We start from the raw sequence: 23,710 nt of genomic DNA on the forward strand, positions 1-23,710 counted from the left end.
AGCATCGGCCAAGCCGATGACGCCGTATCACTTCTCGCGATTTCACGTGGGGCCGCCGTTCCGCTCTATGTCGCTGCACAGAAGCAATGAGGTGCTGACATGCGGGTATTGGTAACTGGTGCAACGGGATTGATCGGCGGCGCGGTCGCACGCCGGCTGGCAGCGGCGGGGCATGACGTCGCGGGGCTTGCGCGTTCGGACGCGAGTGCGGCCAAGCTCGCCGACATGGGCTATCAGGCGATCCACGGCGACCTGGAAAATACGGCAAGCATTGCCGACGCGGTCCGGGGTGTCGACGCGGTCGTTCACGCCGCGTCGCCCAATGATCAGAACAGCGCGGCTTATGACGAAACGGCAACCCGCGCGATGATCGGTGCGCTGCGCGGCACGTCCAAGCGCTTTCTCTATACCAGCGGCTGTTTCCTATATGGCGCCACCGGCGACACGCCCGCCACCGAGGACAGCCCGCTGAAACCGCTCGAACTGGTGCGCTTTCGTCAGGCGCTCGAAGCGGAGATCCTAGGCGCCGCCGCCGAGGGCGTTCACGCGATCATCGTCCGTCCGGCCTGGGTCTATGGCGGCCACGCCTGGACCACGATGATGATGTACCGCTCCGCTCAGGAGCATGGTGCTGCGCGGTACGTCGGCAATGGGCAGAACCGCTGGACGTGCGTGCATGCCGATGATCTCGCCGACCTTTATTTGCTGGCACTCGAAAAGGCGCCGGCAGCCTCGATCTTCAACGGCGCACACGGTGCGGCTATCCCGCTGATCGAGATCGCGCGCGCCGCGAGCGACGGCGCGGGCACCGAGGGCCGGGTGGCGGCATGGCCGCTGGAGGAGGCACGCCAGGCGCTCGGGAGCTTCGCGGACGCGATCGCCTGCGATCAGCGGGTTTCGGGCGAACTGGCCGAACGTGAGCTTGGCTGGCGCCCGCACCGGCACTCGATTGTCGACGAACTGCGCTCCTACGGTGTGGCAGCCGCCTAGCATTGAACTGCAGCCTGCCCGTCGCCGCCAAACGTTGAAGGAGTGTTAGAATGCTGCACAGTATCGCTGTCTGGTTGCTCGTTGCCGCCTTTGTCGGCGCAGGGCTGTTCAATGCGATCGGTACGCGCGCCACGCAGGATGACTTCGCCCGGTGGGGATACCCGCGTTGGTGGTGTCGCGTGACCGGAGCCATCGAAATCGTGGCTGCGGCGCTGATCGCTTTTCCCGCCGGCCGGAACATCGGAATGGCGGTCGGCGCCGTGATCATTACTGTTGCCGTCGTCACGATCCTGCGTCGCCGCGAGTTCTCGCATACAGCACCGCTCGGCATCTTTGCGGCGTTGCTCGTGCTTGCGGCGGCAACGTCCTGATCCACCGAGCGACCTTACAGACGGACCATGGCGGGAAGCCTCTCCGCCGATGGCGATGGCGGCTGTCTTGGGGTTCCGCTTTCCCGCGATCTGTTGCTCGTTCCCCATAGTGCCGCTCGGAGTTGGAGAAACAGGCGAAATCTTGCTGATCCTAACGGCTGCTATCGGTCGCTGAGCTGGCCCACTTGATCGTCGATGTTCGGGCGGTAACTACGCACTTCTGACCTCAAGACGGGAACTGTGCTCCAGTTCCAACAGCTTGTGGCGAGCAAAATCGGCAATGGCGACGCTGAGCGGGGGAACCAGGCGGCCCAAACGACTCTCCAGCGCCACCGAGCGTGGCCTGGCCGCAGGGCGGTTCAACCCGGCGCCCGCGACCGCCTTGACGAGGCGATCATCCAGCCCGCAGGCATCGGCGATCCTGCGCGCGAACTCGGCCCAGGAGAGGCCCTCGTCGCCGCTGAGGTGGACGATGCCATCCTGTCCGTCGATCAGCAGATCCAAGCAGGCATCGACGAGGTGGGGAACGAAGGTCGGCGAAACGACTTCATCCTGGACCGCGTCGACGGACAGGCCTTGCGACAGGCGCGCATGCACGGCGGCGGCGAAATTATGCGAGTCGGCGTGCGAGAAGAAGGCGGCGGTGCGGATGATCAGGTGGCCGTCGGCCAGCGCCTGAATGCCGCGCTCCATCGCTGCCTTGCTGCGCCCATAAGCGTTGAGCGGTGCGGGCACATCCTCCTCGCGATAGGCGCGGCCCGCGATACCGTCGAACACCAGGTCGCTGGAGAAAGCGAGGCACTTGATGCCGCGGTCGCTACACGCCTTCGCCAGGTTGATCGCGCCGACCGCGTTGGCGGCGTGGCATGCCTCTTCATCGGCTTCAGCATCGTCGACGCGGACCCAGCCGGCCGCGTTGACCACCGCCCAGGGATCGTGTGCCGCCAAGGTCGCGGCGATGCCCGTAGGATCGTCGAGCGACAGCGCCGCGCGATCGGTGAGCACCGCCGTGATACCGCGGGCGATGCAGGCGCGCTGGAACGCCCGCCCCAGCGTTCCCGTGGCACCGGTGATCAGCAGCGGCCGGCCGCTATCGTCCTGCCGCTGCATCGCATGCTGCCGGATCGGCGCCGCGCGTGACAGGGGCGCGTGCACCAGGCGGAAGTCGCGCCGCCACCATCCCGGTTGCGCACAAACCGGATGCCTGGGTCCGCCGGCGGCCAGCGCCTTTAGCAGTCCGGTCATCGCGGTCGCGCGCGGGGCGCCGCTGCGCAGATCGAACACGCCCGGCTCATATTGGCCCGGCCGCGTCAGCAGCGTGTCCCAGCCATAACTGCCGAGCAACGCCCAACTCGTCACCGCATCGACTTGGATGCCTTCCGCGCGTGCAGCCAGCGCCGTGTCCCAGGCTTCGGCCATCCAGCGCATCTGCTCTTCGCGCGTGCAGCCATTATGCACTTCGGTGATCGCGATTGGTGCCGCGTAGCGATCCCAGGTTTCGCGGAGCGCCCCAGCGAGCCCAGCCGGTCCCGGCTCCAAAACGCGGACCGCCTCGACATCGGCATAGGGCAAGCGATCGTTGCCGCCGCGGCTATGTTCAGGATAGGCGTGGAAGCGGTGATCGAGCAGGCGATCGCTGGTGAGGTAATGGTTGATCCCGACGATGTCAGGCGGGCACGGATCGTCGGCGATCGCCTTCATCCGGTCGGTCAGGCCGAACGCGCCGATATGATCGTAGAGCGGATGGCCCGGCACGATCCGACCAAACAGCAGATCCCAGCTCGCCCAGCGACGCTGATTGTCGAAGCCGGCCTGATCGGAAAGCGGCGCAGTGGCGTAGGTCCGGCCGAGATCGTCGGTCTGCACCAGCCGCGCGCCTGGCGTGATCCGCCTGATCTCGCGCATGGCCAGCCGGGTGCCGTCGATCTGGTTGAGCAATGCCTGCCAGAACGCACCTTCATCGCGCCGATGCGGATACCAGAAACCGTATAATGCCGAGAACCGCGCCGTCGTGACCGGCTCGTTGACCGGCGTCCAATCCTCGATCCAGGGGTAACGGCGGGCGACGTCGCCGGCGAAGCGCCCCAGCCCCGCGGGGAAATCCGGATCGAGCAGGTTTGTATAGTGGGGGCCGTTACCGTGATGGACCAAGCCGGCCACGACATTGAGGCCACGTGCGCGCAACCGATCGAGCCGGCTGTCGATCCAGCGCCAGTCGTAGACGCCGGGATGATCCGGCGCCAATCGCTCCCAGGAGACGGGATAGCGGATCGCGTTAAGCCCCAGATCGGCAAACAGGTCGATATCCTCGAGCCGATCATGGTGGCCGCTGAGCCGGAACTGGTCCTGAAAGGCGTCGCCGATGCGGTTGACCGTGCATTCCGGGCCGCCCCACAGCTGCATTTGGTCCATAATTGCTCCGATGGCTCTTCGCCCGTTGCCTAAGCACCGGTTAGCGCAAGAGCGCTCCGGGTATCCTGATCTGGATTACGCTGGTGTCACAGCAAGGAACTCAACGACCGTCGCGCCGGTTCATCGTACATCGTTCATCTTGCAGCAAGGTAGATATGGCGGAAGCAAGACGAACGCCTGGTGTCACCTTCGCCGGGGACCGGGAAGACAATGCGCACGCGAGCGCCCGGTCGCCCGCTGTGCAGCCGTTCGTCTCACCCGACGATTGGCCAGCGGGCTCGCCAGAAGGCGACAATGTGATGATCGTAGGCGCCGGCTTTGCCGGTGCAGTCATGGCCGAGCGGCTGGCGCGTGGCTCGAACAAGCGGGTGTTGGTGATCGACCGCCGCCCTCACATCGCCGGCAACGCCTATGATCATCACCACGACGCCGGGATCCTGATCCACCGCTAACAAGCTCAAGAAGCAGCAGTTCTAAACCTTGGGCGTCACCCAGATCGTCACCGGTGCGGCGAACTTGCCGGGTGCGGGCTTCCCGACATCGATCCTGTCCGGCGTGACGAGTTCGCCAGTGGCAAGGTTGAACGACGCCCATGGCTTGGGCATGCGCCCGAATGCCATCTTCTGGATCGGCTGCCCGGTTGACGTATTCATGATTGTAGCGGTGATACCCATGGGCGGCCGATACCCACCGACAGGCCTTGCTGTCCAGTCAATCGCCCGGCGCATTCACGGTAGCCAAGCAGCCAACCGTACACGCGCATTGCTGCAATGATAGCGCTACAATTCTCACGTGTACCTTGCCTGAACAGCAGCCAGCGCAAACAGACCGAAGGATGGCGCTGAATTGCCCGAACAACTCGGGAACAGACACATGGTTAAAAATCGACCGATGCTTGGCCGGGCGGGTCGAGCTACATGTCTAGATCATTTCTCGCAGTAGCAATGCCGATTTTCTTCGCAAAATATTGCCCGACACCCCATAGATCATTCGACAGCGGCATCACTTCCGTTATGGAGCTTGCCAGCAACGCTAGCGCGCCGCTGCAGCATACGATCAAGGAAGCTACAATGCCTGAAGACACATCATTGAACGCCGTTGAACTGGCGACCGAAGTCACCATCGCGTGGCTGGGCAACAATAACAATCGCGTTTCGGCCGAGGAGGTTCCCGCCTTCCTGCGCCTGGTGCACGCAACGGTGACGGAACTTGCCAGCGGTACGGATGCAGCATCTGCGCCGAGCGAGGAAGCGGCGCCGGAAGAGTTCACGCCGGCGGTGACCGCGCGCAAGTCGCTGGCGTCGAAGGATCACATCATCTCGATGATCGACGGCAAGCCTTACCGGACGCTGCGTCGCCATCTGTCCACGCACGGCCTGACCCCCGAGCAGTATCGCGAGCGCTACAATCTGAAGGCCGACTATCCGATGGTCGCCGAGAGCTATTCGGAACAGCGCCGCGCGATGGCGCACAAGATCGGCCTTGGCCAGCGCGGTCGTACCGCCCGGGCCGAAGCCAATGAAGGCGGCGGCGAAAAGGCTAAGCGCGCACCGCGTGCGCCCAAGACCGCCTGAAGCAAGAAGACCAAGAGCACCCGGCGTCCGCAAGGACGTCGGGGGATCTTGGCGGTTGCACGGCGGAACTAACGTCGACGGTTCGGCGCTTACCTTGCTCACCATTCGAGGATAGCAGCATGACCGAAGCAACTTGGGGCGACCATGCCAAGACGCCGGATATCGACTGGCGGATGAGCGCTTCGCTGGAGAACGTACCCCGCGGCGGCGGCGACATTGCCGAGGTGACCAACCTGGAACGCGCCGTGCGCGACTGGGCCACGCTCGACCCCGAGCATCAGACCGCCGCGACGCTGACACCCGAGCGGCCGCTCCTGCTGGATGGCGCCGCCCGCGCGACGTTCGTCGGCGAGGGCATTGCGGTGCTGGTGGACATGCTGCCGGCGGCGTAAACCGCGCGGCGATTGCGCAGACGCTGCCGCAATCGACTTTGAACAGCGGCAACTTAAATTCTCCCGTTCGTGTCGAGCGAAGTCGAGACACCTGACCCAGGGACGGTGTCTCGACTTCGCTCGACACGAACGGCTGTAAAAGGAACTTCGAAAACCCGCTCGCACCCAGTGGTTGCCGCCTCAGGCTTGCCCACCGGCATAGATACTGTCGACGATCTCGGCGACCCGGACCAGATCATCGGCCGCGGGATCGAAGCGCTCCCCCGCCGCCAAGCGCATGGCCCAATCGGCCGCCGCGCGGCCGCCCCATTCCTCGTGATCGTTCGCCACTTCCGCAGTACCAGTGCCAGTGAAGCGCTCGGCACGAAAATCGTAGAACGACCCGTCAATATTGTTGAGGCTGGCGCCACCTTCGCTGCCGTAGAAGGAGGCCGCGATCACCGCAGCGCGGCCAGCGTGCAGCCGCCACGAACAGGCGAGCCTGACATCGACATCGCCGATCAGGAACTGTGCGCTGGCATAATCCTCGACCTTGTCCGCGCCGGGTGCCAGCCTGTCACCAGCCGCGAACAGATTGGCCGAGACCTTCGACACCGCGCCTTCGTCCGCCAGCCACAATGCCAGATCGATCAGGTGCACGCCGAGATCGATCACGCAGCCGCCACCGGACAGCGCGCGATCGTAGAACCATGGTTTGTCCGGCCCGTAAGCGTTGTGGAATACCAGATCGATCGCGAACAGCTTGCCGATCGCGTTCGAGCGGACGAGATCCTTGATCCGCTGCATGCCGTTCGTTTGCCGGTACGACAGATCGACTGCGAGCAACCGGTCGGCCGCGCGCGCTGCCGCCACTACCCCAGCGGTTTCGGCAGCGTTGCGGCCGAGTGGTTTCTGGCAGAACACGGCCGCCCCTGCCTCCAGCACCTGGATGGATTGCGCGGCATGCAGCGCGCTGGGCGTAGCGATGACGATACCGTCGAGGTTCAGCGCCAGCATCGCCTCCAGCGACTCCACGGCGACTGCATCGGGTGCCAGCGCTGCCGCATCGGCCAGGCCCTGCGGCGAGGGATCGCAGATCGCCGCTGCCTCGATCGCGCCGGTCGCCAGCATCGCGGCCATGCGGTGGCGCCCGATCCAGCCAGTGCCAAGGAAACCGATGCGCGGCTTCACGGGAACAGCACCAATGCCTTGACCATGTCGTCCGGCTTGTCGCGCGTCCCGTCCAAGGCAGCGCCGAGTTGGTCGAGCGGGAAGCGATGCGTGTAGAGCGGTCGCGGGTCGATCCGCCCGCTTGCCACCGCATCCACCGCCTCGCGCATGCCGCGCAGCGCGACCGCCGGATCACGCTCGTGCGCGTTGATCACATCGATGCCCTTCCAGTTCCACATCTGCATGTTTACCTGGCGCGGCCCGTCCTGATGATAGCCGGCCACGATCAGCTTGCCGCCTTCGCGCACGAGTTCACCGGCGAGGTCGAGCGGCCATTGCTTGCCCACCGCCTCGATCACGCGGTCGCACAAGGTGCCGCCGGTGAGCGCCTTGACCTGCTCGATGATCGCGTAGTGATCGTTCATCGCGATCGTCTCGGCAGCGCCATACTCGCGCGCGAGCGCCAGCGACGATTCCCGCCGCGAGATGGCGATGATGCGCGCGCCGGCATCGGTGGCGAGCCTGGTCAGCACCGCGCCTAGGAAGCCGATCCCGACGATCGCCACGGTCTGGCCGGCGGTGATGTCGCTGCGGCGGAAGATGTTCATCGCGCAACCGAGCGGCTCGCCCGGAAACGGCTGCCCGGCAAGAGAGGCGGGCAGCCGCACGACGGCATCCGCCCGCGCGACATCGTATTCGGCGAAGCTCTTGTAAGACAGCGCCGCGACCCGGTCGCCCACCGCGAGGTCGGCAACATCGGGGCCCAGCGCTTCGATCACGCCCCAGCCTTCATGGCCGAGCCCGCCCGCGTCGCCGGGATAGTGGATCCATTCGTTGCCGGCCCATGGCTCCAGGCTCGAGGCGCATACGCCGCAACCTTCCAATTTGACCAGCACCTCGCCCGCCCCCGCTGTCGGCACCGCAACCCGGTCGATGCGGATCGTGCCGGGGGCTGCCAGGATCGCCGCCTGCATCTCGCTCATGCGCTCACCGAGACGGAAGGCGCCACTGCTGGCGCATAGCGATCGATCATCCAGGCGGAGAAATCGGCAAAGCCCTGAGGATCGCGCGCCGGGCTGGTGTGGTGCGGCGCGACACCGAGATGCTCAGGGGTGAAGCAGAACGTGACGGTAGTATCGAACTCGGCCAGTGCCTCCATCTGCCGGTCGAACCAGTCGGTCGCATTGGGGCGGAAGCTGTCCGCCCAGGACAGGCCGGTGCGCAGCTTCTTGGTGCCGAGCCGCTTCATCCACGCCACCGCATCGTCGAGCCGGGGATCCTCGAAATGGAACCATTGCATCAGGCCCATCTCGCTGGCCACCTTGGCATAATCGTCGAGCGACGGCTTGGGGGTGCCGTCCTCGCGGATCAGGCCCATGTAGAAATGGCGATAATAGCTGGAGCCCTCCGCCTCGCGATGACGGGTTTCCGCGCCCCAGGCCATCGGCAGGTCGTACAGCGAATACCAGAAGATCCGCGGCACGCGGCCGATCAGCAGTTCGGCCGTGCGGTTGATCCCGAAGACCTGCACCTCCTCGGCGCCGAACGACCCGACGCCGACTTCGGTAACCCATACCGGCTTGTCGGTCACAGCCTCGATCTCGGCGATCTTGTCCGGCCAGGCATGGATCGGCCACAGGTTCCAGTCGAGCGGGAAGCCATGCACCGCCACGGCGTCGACCGCCTCCAGCGCACCGTGCCGTTCCATCCGCTGCAGCCATGACGGGTCGATCGGCGACATGCCGCCCAGCACGCGCGTCACATCCGGGTTCATCGCGTGGATCGCGTTGCCGGCGCGGATCACCGTGTCGGCATAGATCGCCCAGTCCGGGTCGTGCTCGGGGTCCCAATGCGACTTGTTGTTGGGCTCGTTCCAGATCATCGCCGCTTCGATCATGCAGCAGGTCCTTTCGCAGGGTATACCGTCATCGATCCGCCCCAGCCCTCGAAAGGCACGGGCGCGACGCGGCAGAGATACACTTCTTCTTCGGGTTGCGCCTCGATTACGAATCCGGCGGCGCGCAGCATCGCCTGCGACCCGGCCTTGTTCGGCGCCCACCAATTGGTCCAGTCATCCGCGAACTTGCGCTCGATGAAATGCATCTTGGGATAGCCGGGCTCGTCGAAATAGGCAGGCGGGCGGTTGGTGCCGGGCACATGAAACGGGTGATCCTCGGGCACCGAAGTAACCTCCTTCGATCCCTGCTGCATCGTCTGGAACAGCATCATGTCGCCAGCGACATGTTCGCGGATCAGATCGAGCGCAAGCAACGGATGACGCAGGTGATAGAGCACGCCCATGAAGATCACGAGGTCGAACTTCTCGCCCAACGCCCCGACATCGTAGACCGACAGATTGCGAAATTCGATATCGTCGAAGCCGAGCGCCGTGGCGGCCAGGCGCGCCTGCGCCAGATAGCGATCGTCGCTGTCGATGCCGAGCACGCGGCTTGCACCACGCCGCTTCATCTCGACGGAATAGAAGCCGGCGTTGCAGCCGATATCGAGCACGCTCTTGCCCGTGAGATCGGCCGGCAATGCTTGCGCGAAGCGGCGATATTTGAAGCCGGGATAGTCGCCGAGGAAATGATCCGGCGCCGTCCACAGACCATTACCCAAGTCGATGTTCTGGAACCATGGCGCGAGCGCCTCCACCTCGGCCTCCAGGGTCGCGCGGGGATCGTCTAGAGCATTCATGATGCAGTCTCGTTGATTGACAGGACACGCCCGCCCCAGTCGCCGACCGCCAAACGGCTGAAGGAGGCAGGATCGACGTCGAAGTTCAGCAGGCAAGCAAGCGGCAAGCCGAGATAATGCGCGATCGCGGCGCGGATCAGGTCGCAGTGGCTGACCATGGCGACCGTCTCACCGGCATGATCGCGTGCGACTTGCTCGATGTGGTGGACGATCCTCGCTTGTGCTTCGGCCATCGTCTCGCCATCGGCGGCCCGCGCCGACCCCCGATCGCGGTTCCAGTCCGTCCAGTCCGGCCGACCATCAAGCTCGGCGAAGCTGCGGCCGGTCCAGGCGCCAAAGTCGATCTCCTGCAGCGCATCCACGGTGACGCAGGGTACATCACGCACCGAACGGATCGCGTCGGCGGTTTCGCGCGCGCGTTGCACCGGGCTGGTATGGACCGCGGCAAGGTCCTGACCGGCCATGTGCTCGGCAAGCGCCGCCGCTTGCCTGCGACCGTCATCGCTGAGCGGTATGCCCGGCGTACGACCCGACAGGATCTGACCGAGATCGGCATGCGCGGCGTGGCGGATCAGGACGATGATACCCGTCAAAGCTATGCAACATCCCGTGACACGTTCGACGGTCGCAGGATCGCGACGTCGCCACGCCTTCTACATACCAAACCGTGCCTGTCCATCGCGGGGACCCGCTTAAAATGGTGGAACTTCGAAGATGAAGATGCTTTAAAGGCCGGATAAGTATCGGATGTAAGGGTGTTTCTTGATGCAGATCAATTATTCGGTATGGCAATCCTCGCCATGCTGCTTCGCCGCCGTGGCGCCGAACAATAATGCAGATCGCGCAATGGGCAAGACCTTCGCATGAGCGAGACTGTCCTGGTCACCGGCGGAGCCGGCTTCATCGGGCGCTTCGTGTGCGACGAACTGCTCAGCCGCGGCAACACGGTGCGCGTGCTCGACGCCTTGATCCCGCAGGTTCACGGCGATGCCGGCCGCCCCGCTGCGCTGAACGCCGATGTCGAACTGATCCAGGCCGACGTGCGTGATGGCGATGCGGTCGCCCGCGCGCTGCGGGGCGTCGACAGCGTCGTGCATCTCGCCGCGGAAGTCGGCGTCGGCCAGTCGATGTACGAAGTCGAGCGCTACACGTCGGTCAACGATGTCGGCACCGCCGTGTTGTTCGAGAAACTGATCGACCAGCCGGTGCGCCGCGTCGTTACCGCATCGTCGATGAGCATCTATGGCGAAGGGCTGTACCGCGACGCGGACGGCGGGTTCGTCGAGAATGCCGAACGTGGGAACGTGCGCGACGGACAGCAGCAATGGGATCCGCTCGACGCGCAGGGCCGCCCGCTGACCGCGGTCGCGACGCCGGAATGGAAGCGCCCGAACCTCGCCTCGATCTACGCGCTCAACAAGTTCGTGCAGGAACGCACCACGCACATCATGTCGTCGCCATACGGGATCGAGGGCGTGTGCCTACGGCTGTTCAACGTCTATGGCCCAGGCCAGGCGCTCTCCAATCCCTATACCGGCGTGCTGGCGATCTTTGCCTCGCGCTTCCTGAACGGCCAGGTGCCGATGATCTTCGAGGATGGCGAGCAGCGCCGCGATTTCGTGCACGTGACTGACGTCGCGCGCGCCTTTGCCGATGCGCTCGTGCTCCCGCAGGCGGCCGGGCAGACGTTCAACATCGGTTCCGGCCAGGATCGCTCGGTGACGCAAGTTGCCCGAGCGCTGGCGCAGGCAATGGGCAAGAACGACCTGCAGCCCGAGATCGTCGGCAAGACCCGGATCGGCGATATCCGCCATTGCTTCTGCGACACGTCGCTTGCCGCCGAGAAGCTCGGCTTCACCGCGCGGCAGGATTTCGTCGCCGGGCTCGCCGAACTGGCGGAATGGGTGCAGCAACAGACCGCCGAGGATAACGTCGCAAAGGCGCGTGCCGAGCTCGAAGCGCGCGGGCTGGTCGCGTGATCGCGGGCGACAGGCCGATACTCGTCACCGGCGGGGCGGGTTTCATCGGCAGCAATATCGCCGACCGCCTGGCCAGCGACGGCCATCAGGTGCTGGTGTATGACGCGCTGTCCCGCCCCGGCGTGGAGCGCAATCTCGCCTGGCTGCAGCAGCGCCATGGCGATCGCATCCAGCCGATCGTCGCCGACATCCGCGACGGCGACGAACTGGCGCGCGCGGTAGGCGAGGCACAGGCGGTGTTCCACATGGCCGCGCAGGTCGCGGTGACGACCAGCCTGGACGATCCGCGCGACGATTTCGAGATCAATATCGGCGCTACCTTCTCGCTGCTAGAGGCAGTGCGGCGTGCCGGCGGCGACAAGCCTGTGATCTTTGCCTCGACCAACAAGGTTTACGGCGATCTGCTCGATCTCGATTTCACGCTTGGTAACAATGGCTATGCGCCCGTGGACGCCGGCATCGCCGCGCACGGCATCGGCGAGGATCGCCCGCTCGATTTCCACACGCCCTATGGCTGCTCCAAGGGTGCGGCGGACCAATATGTACTGGATTACGCGCGCAGCTACGGCATGCCCGCGGCGGTGCTGCGGATGAGCTGCATCTACGGCCATCGCCAGATGGGCACGGAGGACCAGGGCTGGGTCGCCCATTTCCTGATCCGCGCGTTGGAAGGCCGGCCGATCACCTTGTATGGCGATGGGCAGCAGGTACGCGACATCCTCGACGTGTCGAACGCAGTCGATGCCTATATGCGCGTCTGGCAGCGGATCGACACGGTCAGGGGCCGCGCGTTCAACCTGGGCGGCGGGGCCGCCAATGCGGTGAGCCTGCGCTCCTTGCTCGGGCATATCGGCGACCTGATCGGCCGCGAGGTCGAGATCGAGCTGTCCGACTGGCGCGCCGGTGACCAAAGGTATTTCGTCGCCGACACGCGCGCGGCGCAACAGGCACTGGATCTCGCGCCCAAGGTCGCCTGGCGCGATGGCGTCGCGGCGCTCGCCCGCTGGCTGGCGCAGGAGCGCGGCATCAACATGCCGATCGCCGCCGACGCGCTCCGCGCAGCCGCGACCGCGTCGTGAGCCTCAGGCTGCTGCTCACCACCGACGCGGTCGGGGGGGTCTGGCAATATTCGCTGGAATTGGCAGCAGCCTTAGCTTCGCACAATGTCGAGACGGTGCTCGCGGTGCTTGGGCCCCCGCCTTCGGCCGACCAGCGTCTCGCGCTGACCGAGCTCAGTAATGTCACGCTTATCGAGACCGGCCTGCCGCTCGACTGGCTGTGCGACGGGCCAGATCCGGTGCGTGCCGCTGGGGGTACGATCGCCGACCTCGCTGCCCGCGAGGGTATCGACCTGGTACAGCTTAACATGCCGACGCTCGCCGCAGATGCGCGCTTCACCATGCCGGTCGTCGCCGTGACGCATGGCTGCGTCGCGACTTGGTGGGCAGCGGCCCGCGGCGAGCCGTTGGCGCCTGCCTATAACTGGCACCGCGCGATGATGGCGCGCGGCCTAGCCGCCGCCGACCGCGTGGTCGCGCCAAGTCATGCCTATGCGGCGATCGTCGCTGCGGCCTATGATCTGCCGACCGAGCCGCACGCGGTGCATAACGGCCGCAGCCTTCCCACCCCTGCCCCGCTGCTGCCGCAACAGGACGCGGTGCTGACGGTCGGGCGGCTGTGGGATAGCGTGAAGAACGCACGCTTGCTCGATCAAGTGGCCGCCGGTCTTGCCGTACCGTTTCATGCCGCGGGAGCGGTGACCGGCCCGCATGGCGAGACGATCACGCTGACACATTTGCGGGCACTCGGCGAGATCAGCGGCGCGGCACTGGCGGCGCGTCTGGCAGCGCGGCCGGTGTTCGTCTCCGCCGCCAGCTTCGAGCCGTTCGGGCTGGCGGTGCTGGAAGCCGCCGCCGCCGGTTGTGCGCTGGTGCTGTCCGACATCGCGACGTTCCGCGAATTGTGGGACGACGCCGCCTCGTTCGTCGCGCAGGGCGATGTCGCTGGCTACCGATCGGCGATCGAGCGGCTGGTGGGCGACCCCATGCTCAGGCAGTCGATGGGCGATGCGGCGCGCGTGCGTGCCGCCCGCTACACGCCGGCACGCACTGCAGCGGCAATGCACGCGGTATACGCCGAACTGGTCCCGGCATCCGCGCAGCAGGTTGCGGCATGAGAATCGTCTACTTCACGCACTCGCTGCAATCATGCTGGAACCACGGCAACGCGCATTTCGTGCGCGGCGTGCTGAGCGAGCTGATCGCGCGCGGCCACGACGTGCGCGTGTTCGAACCCGCCGGCAATTGGAGCCTGGCCAATCTCACCAGCGATCACGGCGGCGGAGGAACCGCGGCGTATCGCGACGCCTATCCCGAACTTGCCTCGGTCAGCTACGCGGCGGATGCCGATCTCGACGCCATGGTCGATGGCGCCGACCTGGTGCTGGTGCACGAGTGGAACGAGCATGCGCTAGTCGCCGACCTCGGCCGATTGCGGGCACGCGGCGGCAGCTTCACCTTGCTGTTCCACGACACGCACCACCGCGCGGTGAGCACGCCCGACGAGATGCGCGCCTATGACCTGTCCGGGTATGACGGCGTGCTGGCGTTCGGCGAGACGCTGTCGGACGTGTATCGCGGCTGGGGCTGGAGCGGTCGCGTTTGGACCTGGCACGAAGCGGCGGACACGCGGCGCTTCCGCCCGCCGCTGACCGAAGGCACCCGTACCGGATTGGTGTGGGTCGGGAATTGGGGCGAAGGCGAGCGCAGCGAGGAGATCGAACGCTTCCTGCTCGCCCCCGCCCGCGATATCGAACTGCCGCTCGACATCTACGGCGTGCGCTATCCGCAAGAGGCGCAAGCGACGGTCGCGCGGTACGGCGCGCACTATCATGGCTGGCTCGCCAATGCCGCAGCACCGGCGATGTTCGCGCGTCACCTCGCTACGGTGCACGTACCGCGGCGCTATTACAGCACGATACTGCCCGGCATTCCCACGATCCGCATGTTCGAGGCTCTGGCCTGCGGCATTCCGCTGGTGTCGGCACCGTGGGACGATGCCGAGCAGCTGTTCCGCACCGGCACCGACTATCTCCTCGCCGAAGACGGCGCGGCGATGACGCGTCAGCTGGCCGCGATCCGCGACGATGCGGACCTGCGCCGATCGCTCGCCACCCATGGGCTGGAGACGATCCTCGCCCGGCACACCTGCGCGCACCGCGTCGACGAATTGCTGTCGATCGCCGGCGCGCTCCAATCACAAGAGAAGACCGCCCCATGAAGATCGCCTTCTACGGATCGAGCCTGGTATCGTCCTATTGGAACGGTGCGGCGACCTATTACCGCGGCATCCTGCACGCGCTGGCGCGGCGCGGCTACGACATCACCTTCTACGAGCCCGACGCGTTCGATCGGCAGAAGCACCGCGACATCGAGGCGCCTGACTGGGCGCGCTCCGTTGTCTTTCCGGCAACGATCGAGGCGGCACGCGCAGTGCTGGCCGAGGCGGCGGATGCCGATATCGTCGTCAAGGCGAACGGCGTCGGCATCTTCGATCGCGAACTGCTGGAAGGCGTGCTCGATCAGGCCGCGGCACATGCGCTGAAGATCTTCTGGGACGTGGATGCCGCCGCCACGCTGGACGAGATGCGCGGTGATCCCGGCCATCCGGTGCTGGGCGCACTCGACGAGCTCGATCTGGTGCTGACCTATGGCGGTGGGCCGCCGGTGATCGACGCGTATCTGGGCTTTGGTGCCAAGGCATGCGTGCCGGTGTACAATGCGCTCGACCCATCGACGCACCATCCGGTGCCGCACGATCCGCGTTTCGCCTGCGATCTTGCTTTCCTCGGCAATCGCCTGCCCGATCGCGAGGCACGCGTAGAGGAGTTCTTCCTGAAACCCGCCGCCGCACTACCGAACCAGGAGTTCCTGATCGGCGGCAATGGCTGGGAGACGAAGGACATGGGGGCGAACGTGCGCCACCGTGGTCATGTCTATACCGCCGAACACAATGCCTTCAATTGCAGCCCGCGCGCGGTGCTGAACGTCGCGCGCGATTCGATGGCCCATATCGGCTTCTCGCCCGCGACGCGCGTGTTCGAGGCGGGGGGCGCGGCAGCCTGCCTGATCACCGATGCGTGGGAGGGGATCGAGCAATTCCTGGCACCGGGTGCCGAAGTGCTGGTCGCGCGCGACGGGCAGGACGTGGTCGATCACATGACCGCGCTGACGCCGGAACGCGCGCGCGCGATCGGCGAGGCGGCGCTTGCCCGCGTGCTGGCGGAACATACCTACGAACATCGCGCCGGGGCGGTGGACGCGCTGTTCCAGGTACATCGGCAGAAGGCGAGGGAGGCGGCATGAAGCTCGTCGTTCTCGGGCTCAGCCTTTCCTCGTCCTGGGGCAACGGCCACGCCACCACGTTCCGCGCGATACTGAAGGCGTATGCCGCGCGCGGACACGACATCTTGTTCCTGGAGCGCGACGTACCCTGGTATGCCGGGCATCGCGACCTGCCCGATCCCGCTTTCTGTCGACTGGAATATTATGCCGACCTGGCCGGGCTGGAGCAGTGGCGCGCAGAGATCGCCGGTGCCGATGCGGTGATCGTCGGCTCCTATGTGCCCGATGGCGTGGCGGTGGGGCGTTATGCGCAGCAGCACGCGCGCGGCGTCACCGCCTTCTACGATATCGACACGCCTGTGACGCTCGCCAAGCTGGAGCGCGGCGACATGGAGTATCTCTCGCCCGAGATCATCCCGGGCTACGATGTCTATCTGTCGTTCACCGGCGGGCCGACGCTGGAGCGCCTCGAGCGGCAGTTCGGATCGCCGGCAGCGCGCGCGCTGTATTGCTCGGTCGACGATACCGCATACCAGCCGCTCGATGTCGAAAAGCGTTGGGACCTGTCGTATCTCGGCACGTACAGCCCCGATCGCCAGCCGACGCTGGAACGGCTGCTGATCGAGCCGGCGCGCCGTGCGCCGCACCTGCGCTTTGTCGTCGCCGGGCCGCAATATCCCGGCGACATCGACTGGCCCGCCAATGTCGAGCGCATCGAGCATTTGCCCCCGGCCGAGCACGCCGCTTTCTATTCGGCCTCGCGCTTCACGTTGAACGTGACGCGGGCGGACATGATCGCGGCGGGCTGGTCGCCGTCCGTGCGGCTGTTCGAGGCGGCCGCCTGCGGCACGCCGATCATCTCCGACGATTGGGTCGGGCTCGATCATTTGTTCGTGCCCGAACGCGAGATCGTCATTGCTGGGGGTGCCGACGACGTACTGCGCACGCTCGATCGCGACGCGGCGGCAATGGGCCATGCCGCCCGCACCCGCGTGCTGGCCGAACATACCGCCACGCACCGCGCGGCGGAACTGGAACATCATCTTGAAGAGGCACGTATCAACAGAATGGAAGACAGTTTGATTCTGGTCACCGGCGGTGCCGGCTTTATCGGATCGCATTTGTGCGCGGCACTATTGGCACAGGGGCATCGGGTCGTCTGCCTGGACAATCTGCAGACCTGCCACCCATCGAACCTCGATCGCCTGATCGGGCAGCCAGGGTTCGAATTCATCCGCGGCGACGTGGTCGATCCGCTGCCGGCGTCGATCGTCGATCGCACGCGCCACTTCACGCGCATCTACAATCTCGCCTGCGCGGCGTCCCCGCCTTTGTACCAGGTCGACCCCGAGCATACGATGCTGACCAACGTCGTCGGCAGCAGCCAGTTGTTACGCCTGGCCGAGGCGAGCGGCGCGCGCTTCCTGCAGACCTCCACCAGCGAGGTGTACGGCGACCCCGAAATCCACCCGCAGCGCGAGGATTATCGCGGTGCCGTCAACTGCACCGGCCCGCGCGCCTGCTACGACGAGGGCAAGCGCGCGGCCGAGGCGCTGACGTTCGATTTCGCACGCACCGGCCGCGCCGACGTGCGCGTCGCACGCATCTTCAACACCTATGGCCCGAACATGCACCCGGATGACGGGCGCGTCGTCTCCAACCTGATCTGCCAGGCGCTGTCCGGGCAAGACGTGACGATCTATGGCGACGGCAGCCAGACGCGCAGCTTCTGCTACGTGTCCGATCTGGTCGCCGGGCTGATGACGCTGATGGAAAGCGACATCGACGGAACGGAGCCGGTCAATCTCGGCAATCCGAACGAGCTTACCGTTAACGAATTGCTCGGCCACGTGCTGACGCTGACCGGATCCGATGCGGCCGTGGTCAACCTGCCGCTGCCGATCGACGATCCGCGGCGCCGCCGCCCGGACATTAGCCGCGCGCAGGAATTGCTCGGCTGGTCGCCAAAGGTGCCGCTGGCCGATGGCCTGGCGCTGACCTGCGCCTGGTTCGCGCAGGAAGTAGGGTCGGGAAGCGCAACTGGCGGCGAAGAGCTGAGCTGCGCGGCGGAGTAGCTAGCTGTTCCCCGGCGAAGGCCGGGGCCCAGTAGCGGCCAAGTCCATGGTATGCGTGCCGCTCATCACGACAACTTCTTCACCTGGGCCCCGACTTCCGCCGCGGAGCGGATCGGTCAGTCACGGCATAACCGCATCGCCCCCTCTCCGGATAAAAAAAACCCGAGGCGCATCGCGCCCCGGGTCCCATCACGTCAGCAGAAGCTCCCGCGATCAATGACCGGCGGTTTCACCCGCAGCGCGACGCTCGACATATTTCAGCGTGATCTCGGCATTGTGCGCGTCGACCCAGTCCGCCATGCGCTGCTCCTCGGTCAGCGATGCCTGCAGCAGCGGGGTGGCGTTGCTGAAACCGCCGGCCTCGGACAACGTGATCAGCGACTTGTAGCTTGCCGCCTCGAAATTCTCGAACGCGAAGTTGGCAAAGCTGTTCTTCAGGATCTCGTCCGGCGCGAAGACGTGGGCCAGCGCCGCCATGTTGCCGGTAAAGGCCAAAGCTGCATCCTTCAGCGTCGAATGCGTTTCACCAAAGCCGTCGAGGATTTCCTCGACGCGGACGATCTGTTCCTCGGTCTCCTTGCGATGCTTGCGAAGCACGGCTTCGACTTCGGGGTAATGGGCGAGATGATCGATCTGACGGTCCATCAGGGCGAGTGCCTGATGTTCGACGCCGTGGACGTTCTTCAGGCCGGTGATGAACACGGATTGCAGTACGTCTTTGGATGGGGTGGCCACGGTACAACCTTTCGATGGAGACGAAACAAGGGGCAGGCCGAGACCTGCCCCTTGCTCTAGATCAGGGAGCAGGCAACCGCCCGCCCTCCTAACGGATCAGGCGATCTGCTGTTCCTGCGCACCGCTATCCGGACGCGCCGCGCCCAGCACAGGCTCTTCGCCGAGCGGCTCGTTGCGGAACACGGTGAACTCGCCCTTGCCGTCCGGCGTGACGCCCGACGTCCAGGCGCCCTCAGGATACGTGCCATCAACCGAGGTCGCATAAAAATTGTAGTTGTTTTCCTGGTCTTCCATTTCCTGCGGGAAGCTGTTCGGGATCGGCAGATTCATTGCCTCGGCGCCCAATTCCTCGATGACCGCCAGCCACTGCTGCTGGTGCATCGTGTCGCGCGCGATCATGTAGTGAAGCATCTTCTTCATGCCCTCGTCATGCGCGGCATTGAACAGGCGTACCGCGAGCACGCGTCCGGTGCTTTCGGCCGCGACGTTGCAATACATGTCGGCAGCGACATTGCCGCTGGCATAGATGTGGCTCATGTTGAACGGCACGCCATCAGAATCCATCGGCATCGCCGCCATGCCCGACGACAGCAAATTCTTGTGGATAATGCCTTCGATGCTGTGGCGCGGGTTCTCGCCACCCATCACCGCGCCGACGATGCTGTCCTTGACGCCTTCTTCCTGCAAATGCGTCGGTGCCTTTTCCAGATTGAGTGCGACCGCCGTCGCGAGCATCTCGATATGGCCGATCTCTTCGGTCGCCGTATGCAGCAACATGTCACGATATTTCGTCGTCGGCGCGCGATTGCCCCATGCCTGGAAGAAATATTGCATGCAGACGCGAATCTCGCCTTCCACGCCGCCGATCGCCTGCTGTAGCATGCGTGCGAACTGGGGATCAGGCTCGGTCACCTGGACTGGATATTGCAGCCGCTTGTCATGATAATACATGTGCGTTCTCCGAAATGACTTGGATGAGAGTTCGGACGTAACGCCTCAATGGCCGACAAGGTTCTCAAATTACTGTATAATCTAGATTAGTTAGGCTCGATAACTCGGGTTAGCGCGCTAGCGGTGAGACATCGTAATCGGCGAGCAAAGCCGCCACGTCGTCATAGATCGCGATCGCTCCCGCCTTCAGCAGCACCGCATCCGGAAACTTGCCCGAGCGCAAACCGACTGCCGCGATGCCACATTTCGCCGCCGCCTCGATGTCGTAGGGGGTATCACCCACCACCAGCACCTCGTCGGGGCCTAGCGGCGTCACCTTGCTCAAGGCGGTCGCGAAAATATCCGGCGCGGGCTTGGTGTTGGCGACATCGTCGGCGCTGGTCGTCTCGCTGACCAGATCGCGCGCGTCCAGCAGGTCGAGATAATGCTCCAGCTCCGGCGCCGACGCCGACGAGGCGAGCACGACCTTCTGCCCGGCGGCATGAGCGCGGGCGAGCAGATCGTGCGCCTCCGGGAAAGGCTGCGCGCGTTCCAGGAACTTGGCCTTGAAGATGTCGCCATGCGCATCGCCCAATGCTTCCACCGCATCGTCGTCGAGGTCGGGCAGCAACGTGGGCACGAGCATGTCGGTGCCCTTGCCGATCTGATCGTGGATCACCTGCCGGTCGAACGTGGCGCCAATCCCGGCGAACGCCTCCTCCCACGCGATCACGTGCATGTCGTTGCTGTCGACGAGCGTACCGTCGATATCGAACAGGATGGCCTTGATCTTCATGGATTTTCTCGCGCGGGGCTGGTGACCGACGCGGGATGCTGCGTCACTGCCTGAGCGAGTGGCGCTCCAGTAGGTTCCTGTCCGCCGCCAGATTGCTCGCAGGATCGGCGCCGGCACGCAGCAACGTCCAGCCGGCCGGCAGATAATCGACCGACATGTAGAAATAGAAGGCGCACGACCCATCGCGGCGGTAGCTGCCGCCCTTCAGGATGCCAAAGGCCGTGGTACCGCTGAACACCGGCGAGCCGGAATCGCCAGCATTGCAGGTCGGCCCGGCCACCGTCACCCAGGTCGGCAGGCACGCGCCGCCGCAGATATCCCCGGCGGGCGCAAAATCGGTCAGTTCCACCAGTGCGCAGCTATAGCCGGTGCGCTCGCCGCGATGGCAGACGAAGTCCCCGGCACGGGTCGCGGCGCGCGTACGCTGGCCGGTCACCGCGCGCAGCCGCGTCTTAGCGGTGTCGGCGTAGAAGGTGGGCGCGAGCGGCACGGCGCTGGCGTTGATCTGCACGTCGCGATAGCCCCAGCCCCATTGCCCGACAAAGGCCAGCGGCACGCTGCCGAGGATCGGATCGCGCAGGCTCAGATCGTCCAGGCAATGCGCCGCGGTGGCGACCGCACTGCGCACCCCGTCACCGACGGTGAAGCCTGTCGTGCAGACGTAGCGCTTGCCGTCCGCCGGGCTGACGCCCTCGACGCGCGCGCCGCCCGCCACGTCGAGATTCTTCTCCACCTGGTTGATAATGCGCACCTGCACCGGCACGCCGGCGATCGCCTCGATCCGCTGCTGGATAGCGGCGACGCCAGCCCCGGCCTGCGCGCTGCCGACGATCACCACCAGTTCGCCGGTGCGCGGATCGAGCCCCAGGCCGGGAGGCTTGGGCAAAGCCGCGCGGATCGCCGCCTGGTGCCAGGTCATCGCCCACACCACCTGCTCGCGCGTGCCCCGCGCGCCCGTCTCGAACACGATCGGCACGGCAATGCCGCCCGTCCGCAGCTGCATCGCCGGCACCGGCACCTGCCCGGTCAAGTGGACGACGATACGATACGTAGGGCGATGTTCAACGACGATACCGGCCAACCGATCGCGATAGCGTTCGGCGAGGCGGTCGGTGGCCATGACGCTCGCCTGCTGCGCGGCAAGCCGGCGCGCCGCCTCCTCGGTCGCCACGCCGAATTGACGGGCATATTCCGCGCCGTCACGCGCCAGCGCCTCGGCCGCGCTTTCCATGACCGGCATCGCGGCCGGCGGACGGACGGCAGGCGCAGGCAAGCTCTGCACTGGCACCTGCGGCCCGACGGGCCGGGCTGACAGGATGGTCGGTGACAGGAGCATCAAGGCTCCGAGGATTGCGGTTCGCACGGCGGCGGCCCTACCAGCCGCGGCGCCGCTTGGCGAGAATTGTCGCCGCGATATTATGGGCGTGCGCAACTCTTTGACGGGCGAAACATTAGGGCCGCATGATAGAGAACATCACCGGCAAGGTCGTCGTCATCACTGGCGCGAGTAGTGGTTTGGGCGAAGCGACGGCGCGGTTGCTGGCGGCCAAAGGCGCGAAGCTCGCGATCGGCGCCCGGCGGCGCGATCGGCTTGACGCACTGGCGGCGGATCTGACCGCTGGCGGTGCAGAGGTCGAGGTTCGCACCGTCGATGTGGTCGATCGCGCTGCCGTGCAGGCGTTGGTCGATACGGCGATCACGCGGTTCGGCCGCATCGACGTGATGATCAACAATGCCGGGCTGATGCCCAATTCCCCGCTCGATCGATTGAAGGTCGAGGATTGGGAGCGGATGATCGACGTCAACATCAAGGGCGTCCTGTACGGCATCGCCGCGGTGCTGCCGATCATGCAGGCGCAGAAATCGGGGCACGTCATCAACGTCTCGTCGGTCGCGGGTCACAAGGTGCGTCCGGGCAGCGCAGTCTATTCCGCGACCAAGCATGCGGTGCGGATCATTTCCGAAGGATTCCGCCAGGAAGTGACTCCGTTCGGCATCCGCACGACGATCATCTCGCCGGGCGCGGTGGCGACTGAACTGCCCGACAGCATCACCGAAGCCGATGTGCGCGAGGCCGGCACGCCGTTGTTCAAGCTGGCCGTGCCCGCCGACACGTTTGCGCGAGCGGTCGCCTATGCGATCTCGCAGCCGGACGATGTCGATATCAACGAGATACTCTTCCGCCCCACCGCGCAGGAATATTGATCGCGCGGGCAGGCCGCCCGCTATCTACCGGAGTTACGATGATGAAGATGCGCAAGCTCGGCTCGCAAGGACTCGAAGTCTCCGCCTTGGGCCTCGGCTGCATGGGCATGTCGGATTTCTACGGCGGCCGTGACGACACCGAGTCCGCCGCGACGATCAACCTTGCGCTGGATCGCGGCGTGACCTTTCTGGACACTGCCGACATGTACGGGGTGGGCAAGAACGAGGAACTGGTCGGCAGGGTCGTGCGCGAGCGGCGCGAATGGGTGGTCGTCGCCACGAAGTTCGGCAATGTGCGAGGGCCCGACGGCAGCTTCCAGGGCATCAACGGACGGCCCGAATACGTTCGCGCGGCGTGCGATGCGAGTCTGAAGCGGACCGGGCTCGATGTGATCGATCTCTACTACCAGCACCGTGTCGATCCCGAGGTGGCGATCGAGGAGACGGTGGGTGCGATGGCCGAACTGGTGACAGCGGGCAAGGTCAAGTATCTCGGCCTGTCGGAAGCTGCGTCATCGACGATCCGCCGCGCGCATAAGGTGCATCCGATCAGCGCGCTGCAGACCGAATATTCGTTGTGGAGCCGTGACCCCGAGGACGAACTGCTGCCGACGGTTCGAGAACTCGGCATCGGCTTCGTGCCCTATTCGCCGCTTGGGCGCGGCTTCCTGACCGGTCAGTTCAAGACGCCGGACGACCTCCCGGCCGACGACACGCGCCGCAACCATCCGCGTTTCCAGGGAGAGGCTTTCGCCAAGAACCTGGAGCTGGTCGCGGAGATCGGGGCGATGGCAGAGGCCAAGGGATGCACGCCGGCGCAGCTGGCGCTCGCCTGGGTGCTGGCGCAGGGCGAGGACATCGTGCCGATCCCGGGCACCAAGCGCCGCACGTACCTCGAGGAGAATCTTGGTGCGCTCGATGTGGTGCTGAGCGAGGAGGATCTGGCGCGGATCGATCAGGTGCTGCCGCCCGGTGCGGCCACCGGAACGCGCTACGCGGCGGCGCAGATGGCGGCACTGAATAGATAAGGCTCGCCCTCACCCCGTAATAAGAACAAGGCTT

Annotated in this window: 24 protein-coding genes; 13 read left to right on the forward strand and 11 right to left on the reverse strand. The window is 65.4% G+C overall.

What is annotated here, in order from left to right; genetic code table 11:
* Positions 1-99: 99 nt before the first annotated feature.
* Positions 100-990, forward strand: coding sequence for an NAD-dependent epimerase/dehydratase family protein (locus NV382_RS07795; RefSeq protein WP_260599940.1), 891 nt, complete (start codon positions 100-102; stop codon positions 988-990).
* A 50-nt stretch (positions 991-1,040) separates the two neighbouring features.
* Positions 1,041-1,361 (forward strand): DoxX family protein, encoded by a 321-nt coding sequence (locus NV382_RS07800; RefSeq protein WP_260599941.1) that lies wholly within the window; start codon positions 1,041-1,043, stop codon positions 1,359-1,361.
* A gap of 210 nt (positions 1,362-1,571) precedes the next feature.
* On the opposite strand, the gene NV382_RS07805 is transcribed toward NV382_RS07800, so the two are convergent.
* Positions 1,572-3,773 carry a sugar nucleotide-binding protein gene (locus NV382_RS07805; RefSeq protein WP_260599942.1) on the reverse strand — a complete coding sequence of 734 codons (2,202 nt, stop codon included), beginning with the start codon at positions 3,771-3,773 and terminating at the stop codon, positions 1,572-1,574.
* A gap of 155 nt (positions 3,774-3,928) precedes the next feature.
* Here NV382_RS07805 and NV382_RS07810 point away from each other — a divergent pair, with 155 nt between their 5' ends.
* On the forward strand, positions 3,929-4,225 hold the full coding sequence (locus NV382_RS07810; protein ID WP_260599943.1) for an NAD(P)-binding protein: 297 nt from the start codon (positions 3,929-3,931) through the stop codon (positions 4,223-4,225).
* 21 nt (positions 4,226-4,246) lie between these two features.
* Here NV382_RS07810 and NV382_RS07815 read toward each other — a convergent pair whose 3' ends face one another.
* A complete protein-coding gene (locus tag NV382_RS07815; RefSeq protein ID WP_260599944.1) occupies positions 4,247-4,447 on the reverse strand; it encodes a hypothetical protein in 201 nt (66 codons plus the stop codon).
* A gap of 396 nt (positions 4,448-4,843) precedes the next feature.
* On the opposite strand from NV382_RS07815, the gene NV382_RS07820 reads away from it, so the two are divergent.
* Positions 4,844-5,347 (forward strand): Ros/MucR family transcriptional regulator, encoded by a 504-nt coding sequence (locus tag NV382_RS07820; protein ID WP_260599945.1) that lies wholly within the window; start codon positions 4,844-4,846, stop codon positions 5,345-5,347.
* A gap of 119 nt (positions 5,348-5,466) precedes the next feature.
* Complete coding sequence (locus tag NV382_RS07825) at positions 5,467-5,739, forward strand: hypothetical protein (protein WP_260599946.1); 273 nt, start codon at positions 5,467-5,469, stop codon at positions 5,737-5,739.
* A gap of 180 nt (positions 5,740-5,919) precedes the next feature.
* Here the strand turns inward: NV382_RS07825 and NV382_RS07830 are convergent, their stop codons facing one another.
* The 5 genes from NV382_RS07830 to NV382_RS07850 are packed head-to-tail and all read right to left on the reverse strand — an operon-like array spanning position 5,920 to position 10,178.
* Positions 5,920-6,909 carry a Gfo/Idh/MocA family protein gene (locus NV382_RS07830; RefSeq protein WP_260599947.1) on the reverse strand — a complete coding sequence of 330 codons (990 nt, stop codon included), beginning with the start codon at positions 6,907-6,909 and terminating at the stop codon, positions 5,920-5,922.
* On the reverse strand, positions 6,906-7,871 hold the full coding sequence (locus tag NV382_RS07835; RefSeq protein ID WP_260599948.1) for an MDR/zinc-dependent alcohol dehydrogenase-like family protein: 966 nt from the start codon (positions 7,869-7,871) through the stop codon (positions 6,906-6,908). Before NV382_RS07835 ends, NV382_RS07830 begins: the two co-directional genes overlap by 4 nt.
* Positions 7,868-8,785 (reverse strand): glycosyl hydrolase, encoded by a 918-nt coding sequence (locus NV382_RS07840; RefSeq protein ID WP_260599949.1) that lies wholly within the window; start codon positions 8,783-8,785, stop codon positions 7,868-7,870. Before NV382_RS07840 ends, NV382_RS07835 begins: the two co-directional genes overlap by 4 nt.
* Positions 8,782-9,585 carry a TIGR04290 family methyltransferase gene (locus NV382_RS07845; protein ID WP_260599950.1) on the reverse strand — a complete coding sequence of 268 codons (804 nt, stop codon included), beginning with the start codon at positions 9,583-9,585 and terminating at the stop codon, positions 8,782-8,784. Before NV382_RS07845 ends, NV382_RS07840 begins: the two co-directional genes overlap by 4 nt.
* Positions 9,582-10,178 (reverse strand): histidine phosphatase family protein, encoded by a 597-nt coding sequence (locus tag NV382_RS07850; protein WP_260599951.1) that lies wholly within the window; start codon positions 10,176-10,178, stop codon positions 9,582-9,584. Before NV382_RS07850 ends, NV382_RS07845 begins: the two co-directional genes overlap by 4 nt.
* Before the next feature lie 270 nt (positions 10,179-10,448).
* Here NV382_RS07850 and NV382_RS07855 point away from each other — a divergent pair, with 270 nt between their 5' ends.
* The 6 genes from NV382_RS07855 to NV382_RS19570 are packed head-to-tail and all read left to right on the forward strand — an operon-like array spanning position 10,449 to position 17,982.
* Positions 10,449-11,564, forward strand: coding sequence for an NAD-dependent epimerase/dehydratase family protein (locus NV382_RS07855; protein WP_260599952.1), 1,116 nt, complete (start codon positions 10,449-10,451; stop codon positions 11,562-11,564).
* Positions 11,561-12,643 (forward strand): SDR family NAD(P)-dependent oxidoreductase, encoded by a 1,083-nt coding sequence (locus NV382_RS07860; protein ID WP_260599953.1) that lies wholly within the window; start codon positions 11,561-11,563, stop codon positions 12,641-12,643. Before NV382_RS07855 ends, NV382_RS07860 begins: the two co-directional genes overlap by 4 nt.
* Positions 12,640-13,740: a glycosyltransferase family 4 protein gene (locus NV382_RS07865; RefSeq protein WP_260599954.1), complete on the forward strand. Its 1,101-nt coding sequence runs from the start codon at positions 12,640-12,642 to the stop codon at positions 13,738-13,740. The genes NV382_RS07860 and NV382_RS07865 overlap by 4 nt, the downstream gene beginning before the upstream one ends.
* The gene (locus NV382_RS07870; protein ID WP_260599955.1) at positions 13,737-14,843 is read left to right on the forward strand and encodes a CgeB family protein; all 1,107 of its coding nucleotides are present in this window, start codon (positions 13,737-13,739) and stop codon (positions 14,841-14,843) included. The genes NV382_RS07865 and NV382_RS07870 overlap by 4 nt, the downstream gene beginning before the upstream one ends.
* Entirely contained in the window at positions 14,840-15,928 is a 1,089-nt protein-coding gene (locus NV382_RS07875; protein ID WP_260599956.1) for a CgeB family protein, read from the forward strand. Before NV382_RS07870 ends, NV382_RS07875 begins: the two co-directional genes overlap by 4 nt.
* Positions 15,925-17,982, forward strand: coding sequence for a bifunctional glycosyltransferase/UDP-glucuronate decarboxylase (locus tag NV382_RS19570; protein ID WP_312026771.1), 2,058 nt, complete (start codon positions 15,925-15,927; stop codon positions 17,980-17,982). Before NV382_RS07875 ends, NV382_RS19570 begins: the two co-directional genes overlap by 4 nt.
* 213 nt (positions 17,983-18,195) lie before the next feature.
* On the opposite strand, the gene NV382_RS07890 is transcribed toward NV382_RS19570, so the two are convergent.
* From NV382_RS07890 to NV382_RS07905, 4 genes are all read right to left on the reverse strand, one after another.
* Positions 18,196-18,717 carry a ferritin-like domain-containing protein gene (locus tag NV382_RS07890; protein WP_260599957.1) on the reverse strand — a complete coding sequence of 174 codons (522 nt, stop codon included), beginning with the start codon at positions 18,715-18,717 and terminating at the stop codon, positions 18,196-18,198.
* 96 nt (positions 18,718-18,813) lie between these two features.
* Positions 18,814-19,668 carry a manganese catalase family protein gene (locus NV382_RS07895; protein WP_260599958.1) on the reverse strand — a complete coding sequence of 285 codons (855 nt, stop codon included), beginning with the start codon at positions 19,666-19,668 and terminating at the stop codon, positions 18,814-18,816.
* Between the two features lie 109 nt (positions 19,669-19,777).
* Positions 19,778-20,443, reverse strand: coding sequence for an HAD family hydrolase (locus NV382_RS07900; RefSeq protein ID WP_260599959.1), 666 nt, complete (start codon positions 20,441-20,443; stop codon positions 19,778-19,780).
* A gap of 43 nt (positions 20,444-20,486) precedes the next feature.
* Complete coding sequence (locus NV382_RS07905; protein WP_260599960.1) at positions 20,487-21,779, reverse strand: S1 family peptidase; 1,293 nt, start codon at positions 21,777-21,779, stop codon at positions 20,487-20,489.
* 125 nt (positions 21,780-21,904) lie between these two features.
* Here NV382_RS07905 and NV382_RS07910 point away from each other — a divergent pair, with 125 nt between their 5' ends.
* Both NV382_RS07910 and NV382_RS07915 read left to right on the forward strand, forming a co-directional pair.
* Complete coding sequence (locus tag NV382_RS07910) at positions 21,905-22,648, forward strand: SDR family oxidoreductase (RefSeq protein ID WP_260599961.1); 744 nt, start codon at positions 21,905-21,907, stop codon at positions 22,646-22,648.
* A gap of 41 nt (positions 22,649-22,689) precedes the next feature.
* Positions 22,690-23,676: an aldo/keto reductase gene (locus NV382_RS07915; protein ID WP_260599962.1), complete on the forward strand. Its 987-nt coding sequence runs from the start codon at positions 22,690-22,692 to the stop codon at positions 23,674-23,676.
* The last annotated feature ends 34 nt before the right edge of the window (positions 23,677-23,710 follow it).

This window comes from Sphingomonas endolithica (assembly GCF_025231525.1).
In the GTDB taxonomy this organism is placed as follows: domain Bacteria; phylum Pseudomonadota; class Alphaproteobacteria; order Sphingomonadales; family Sphingomonadaceae; genus Sphingomonas; species Sphingomonas endolithica.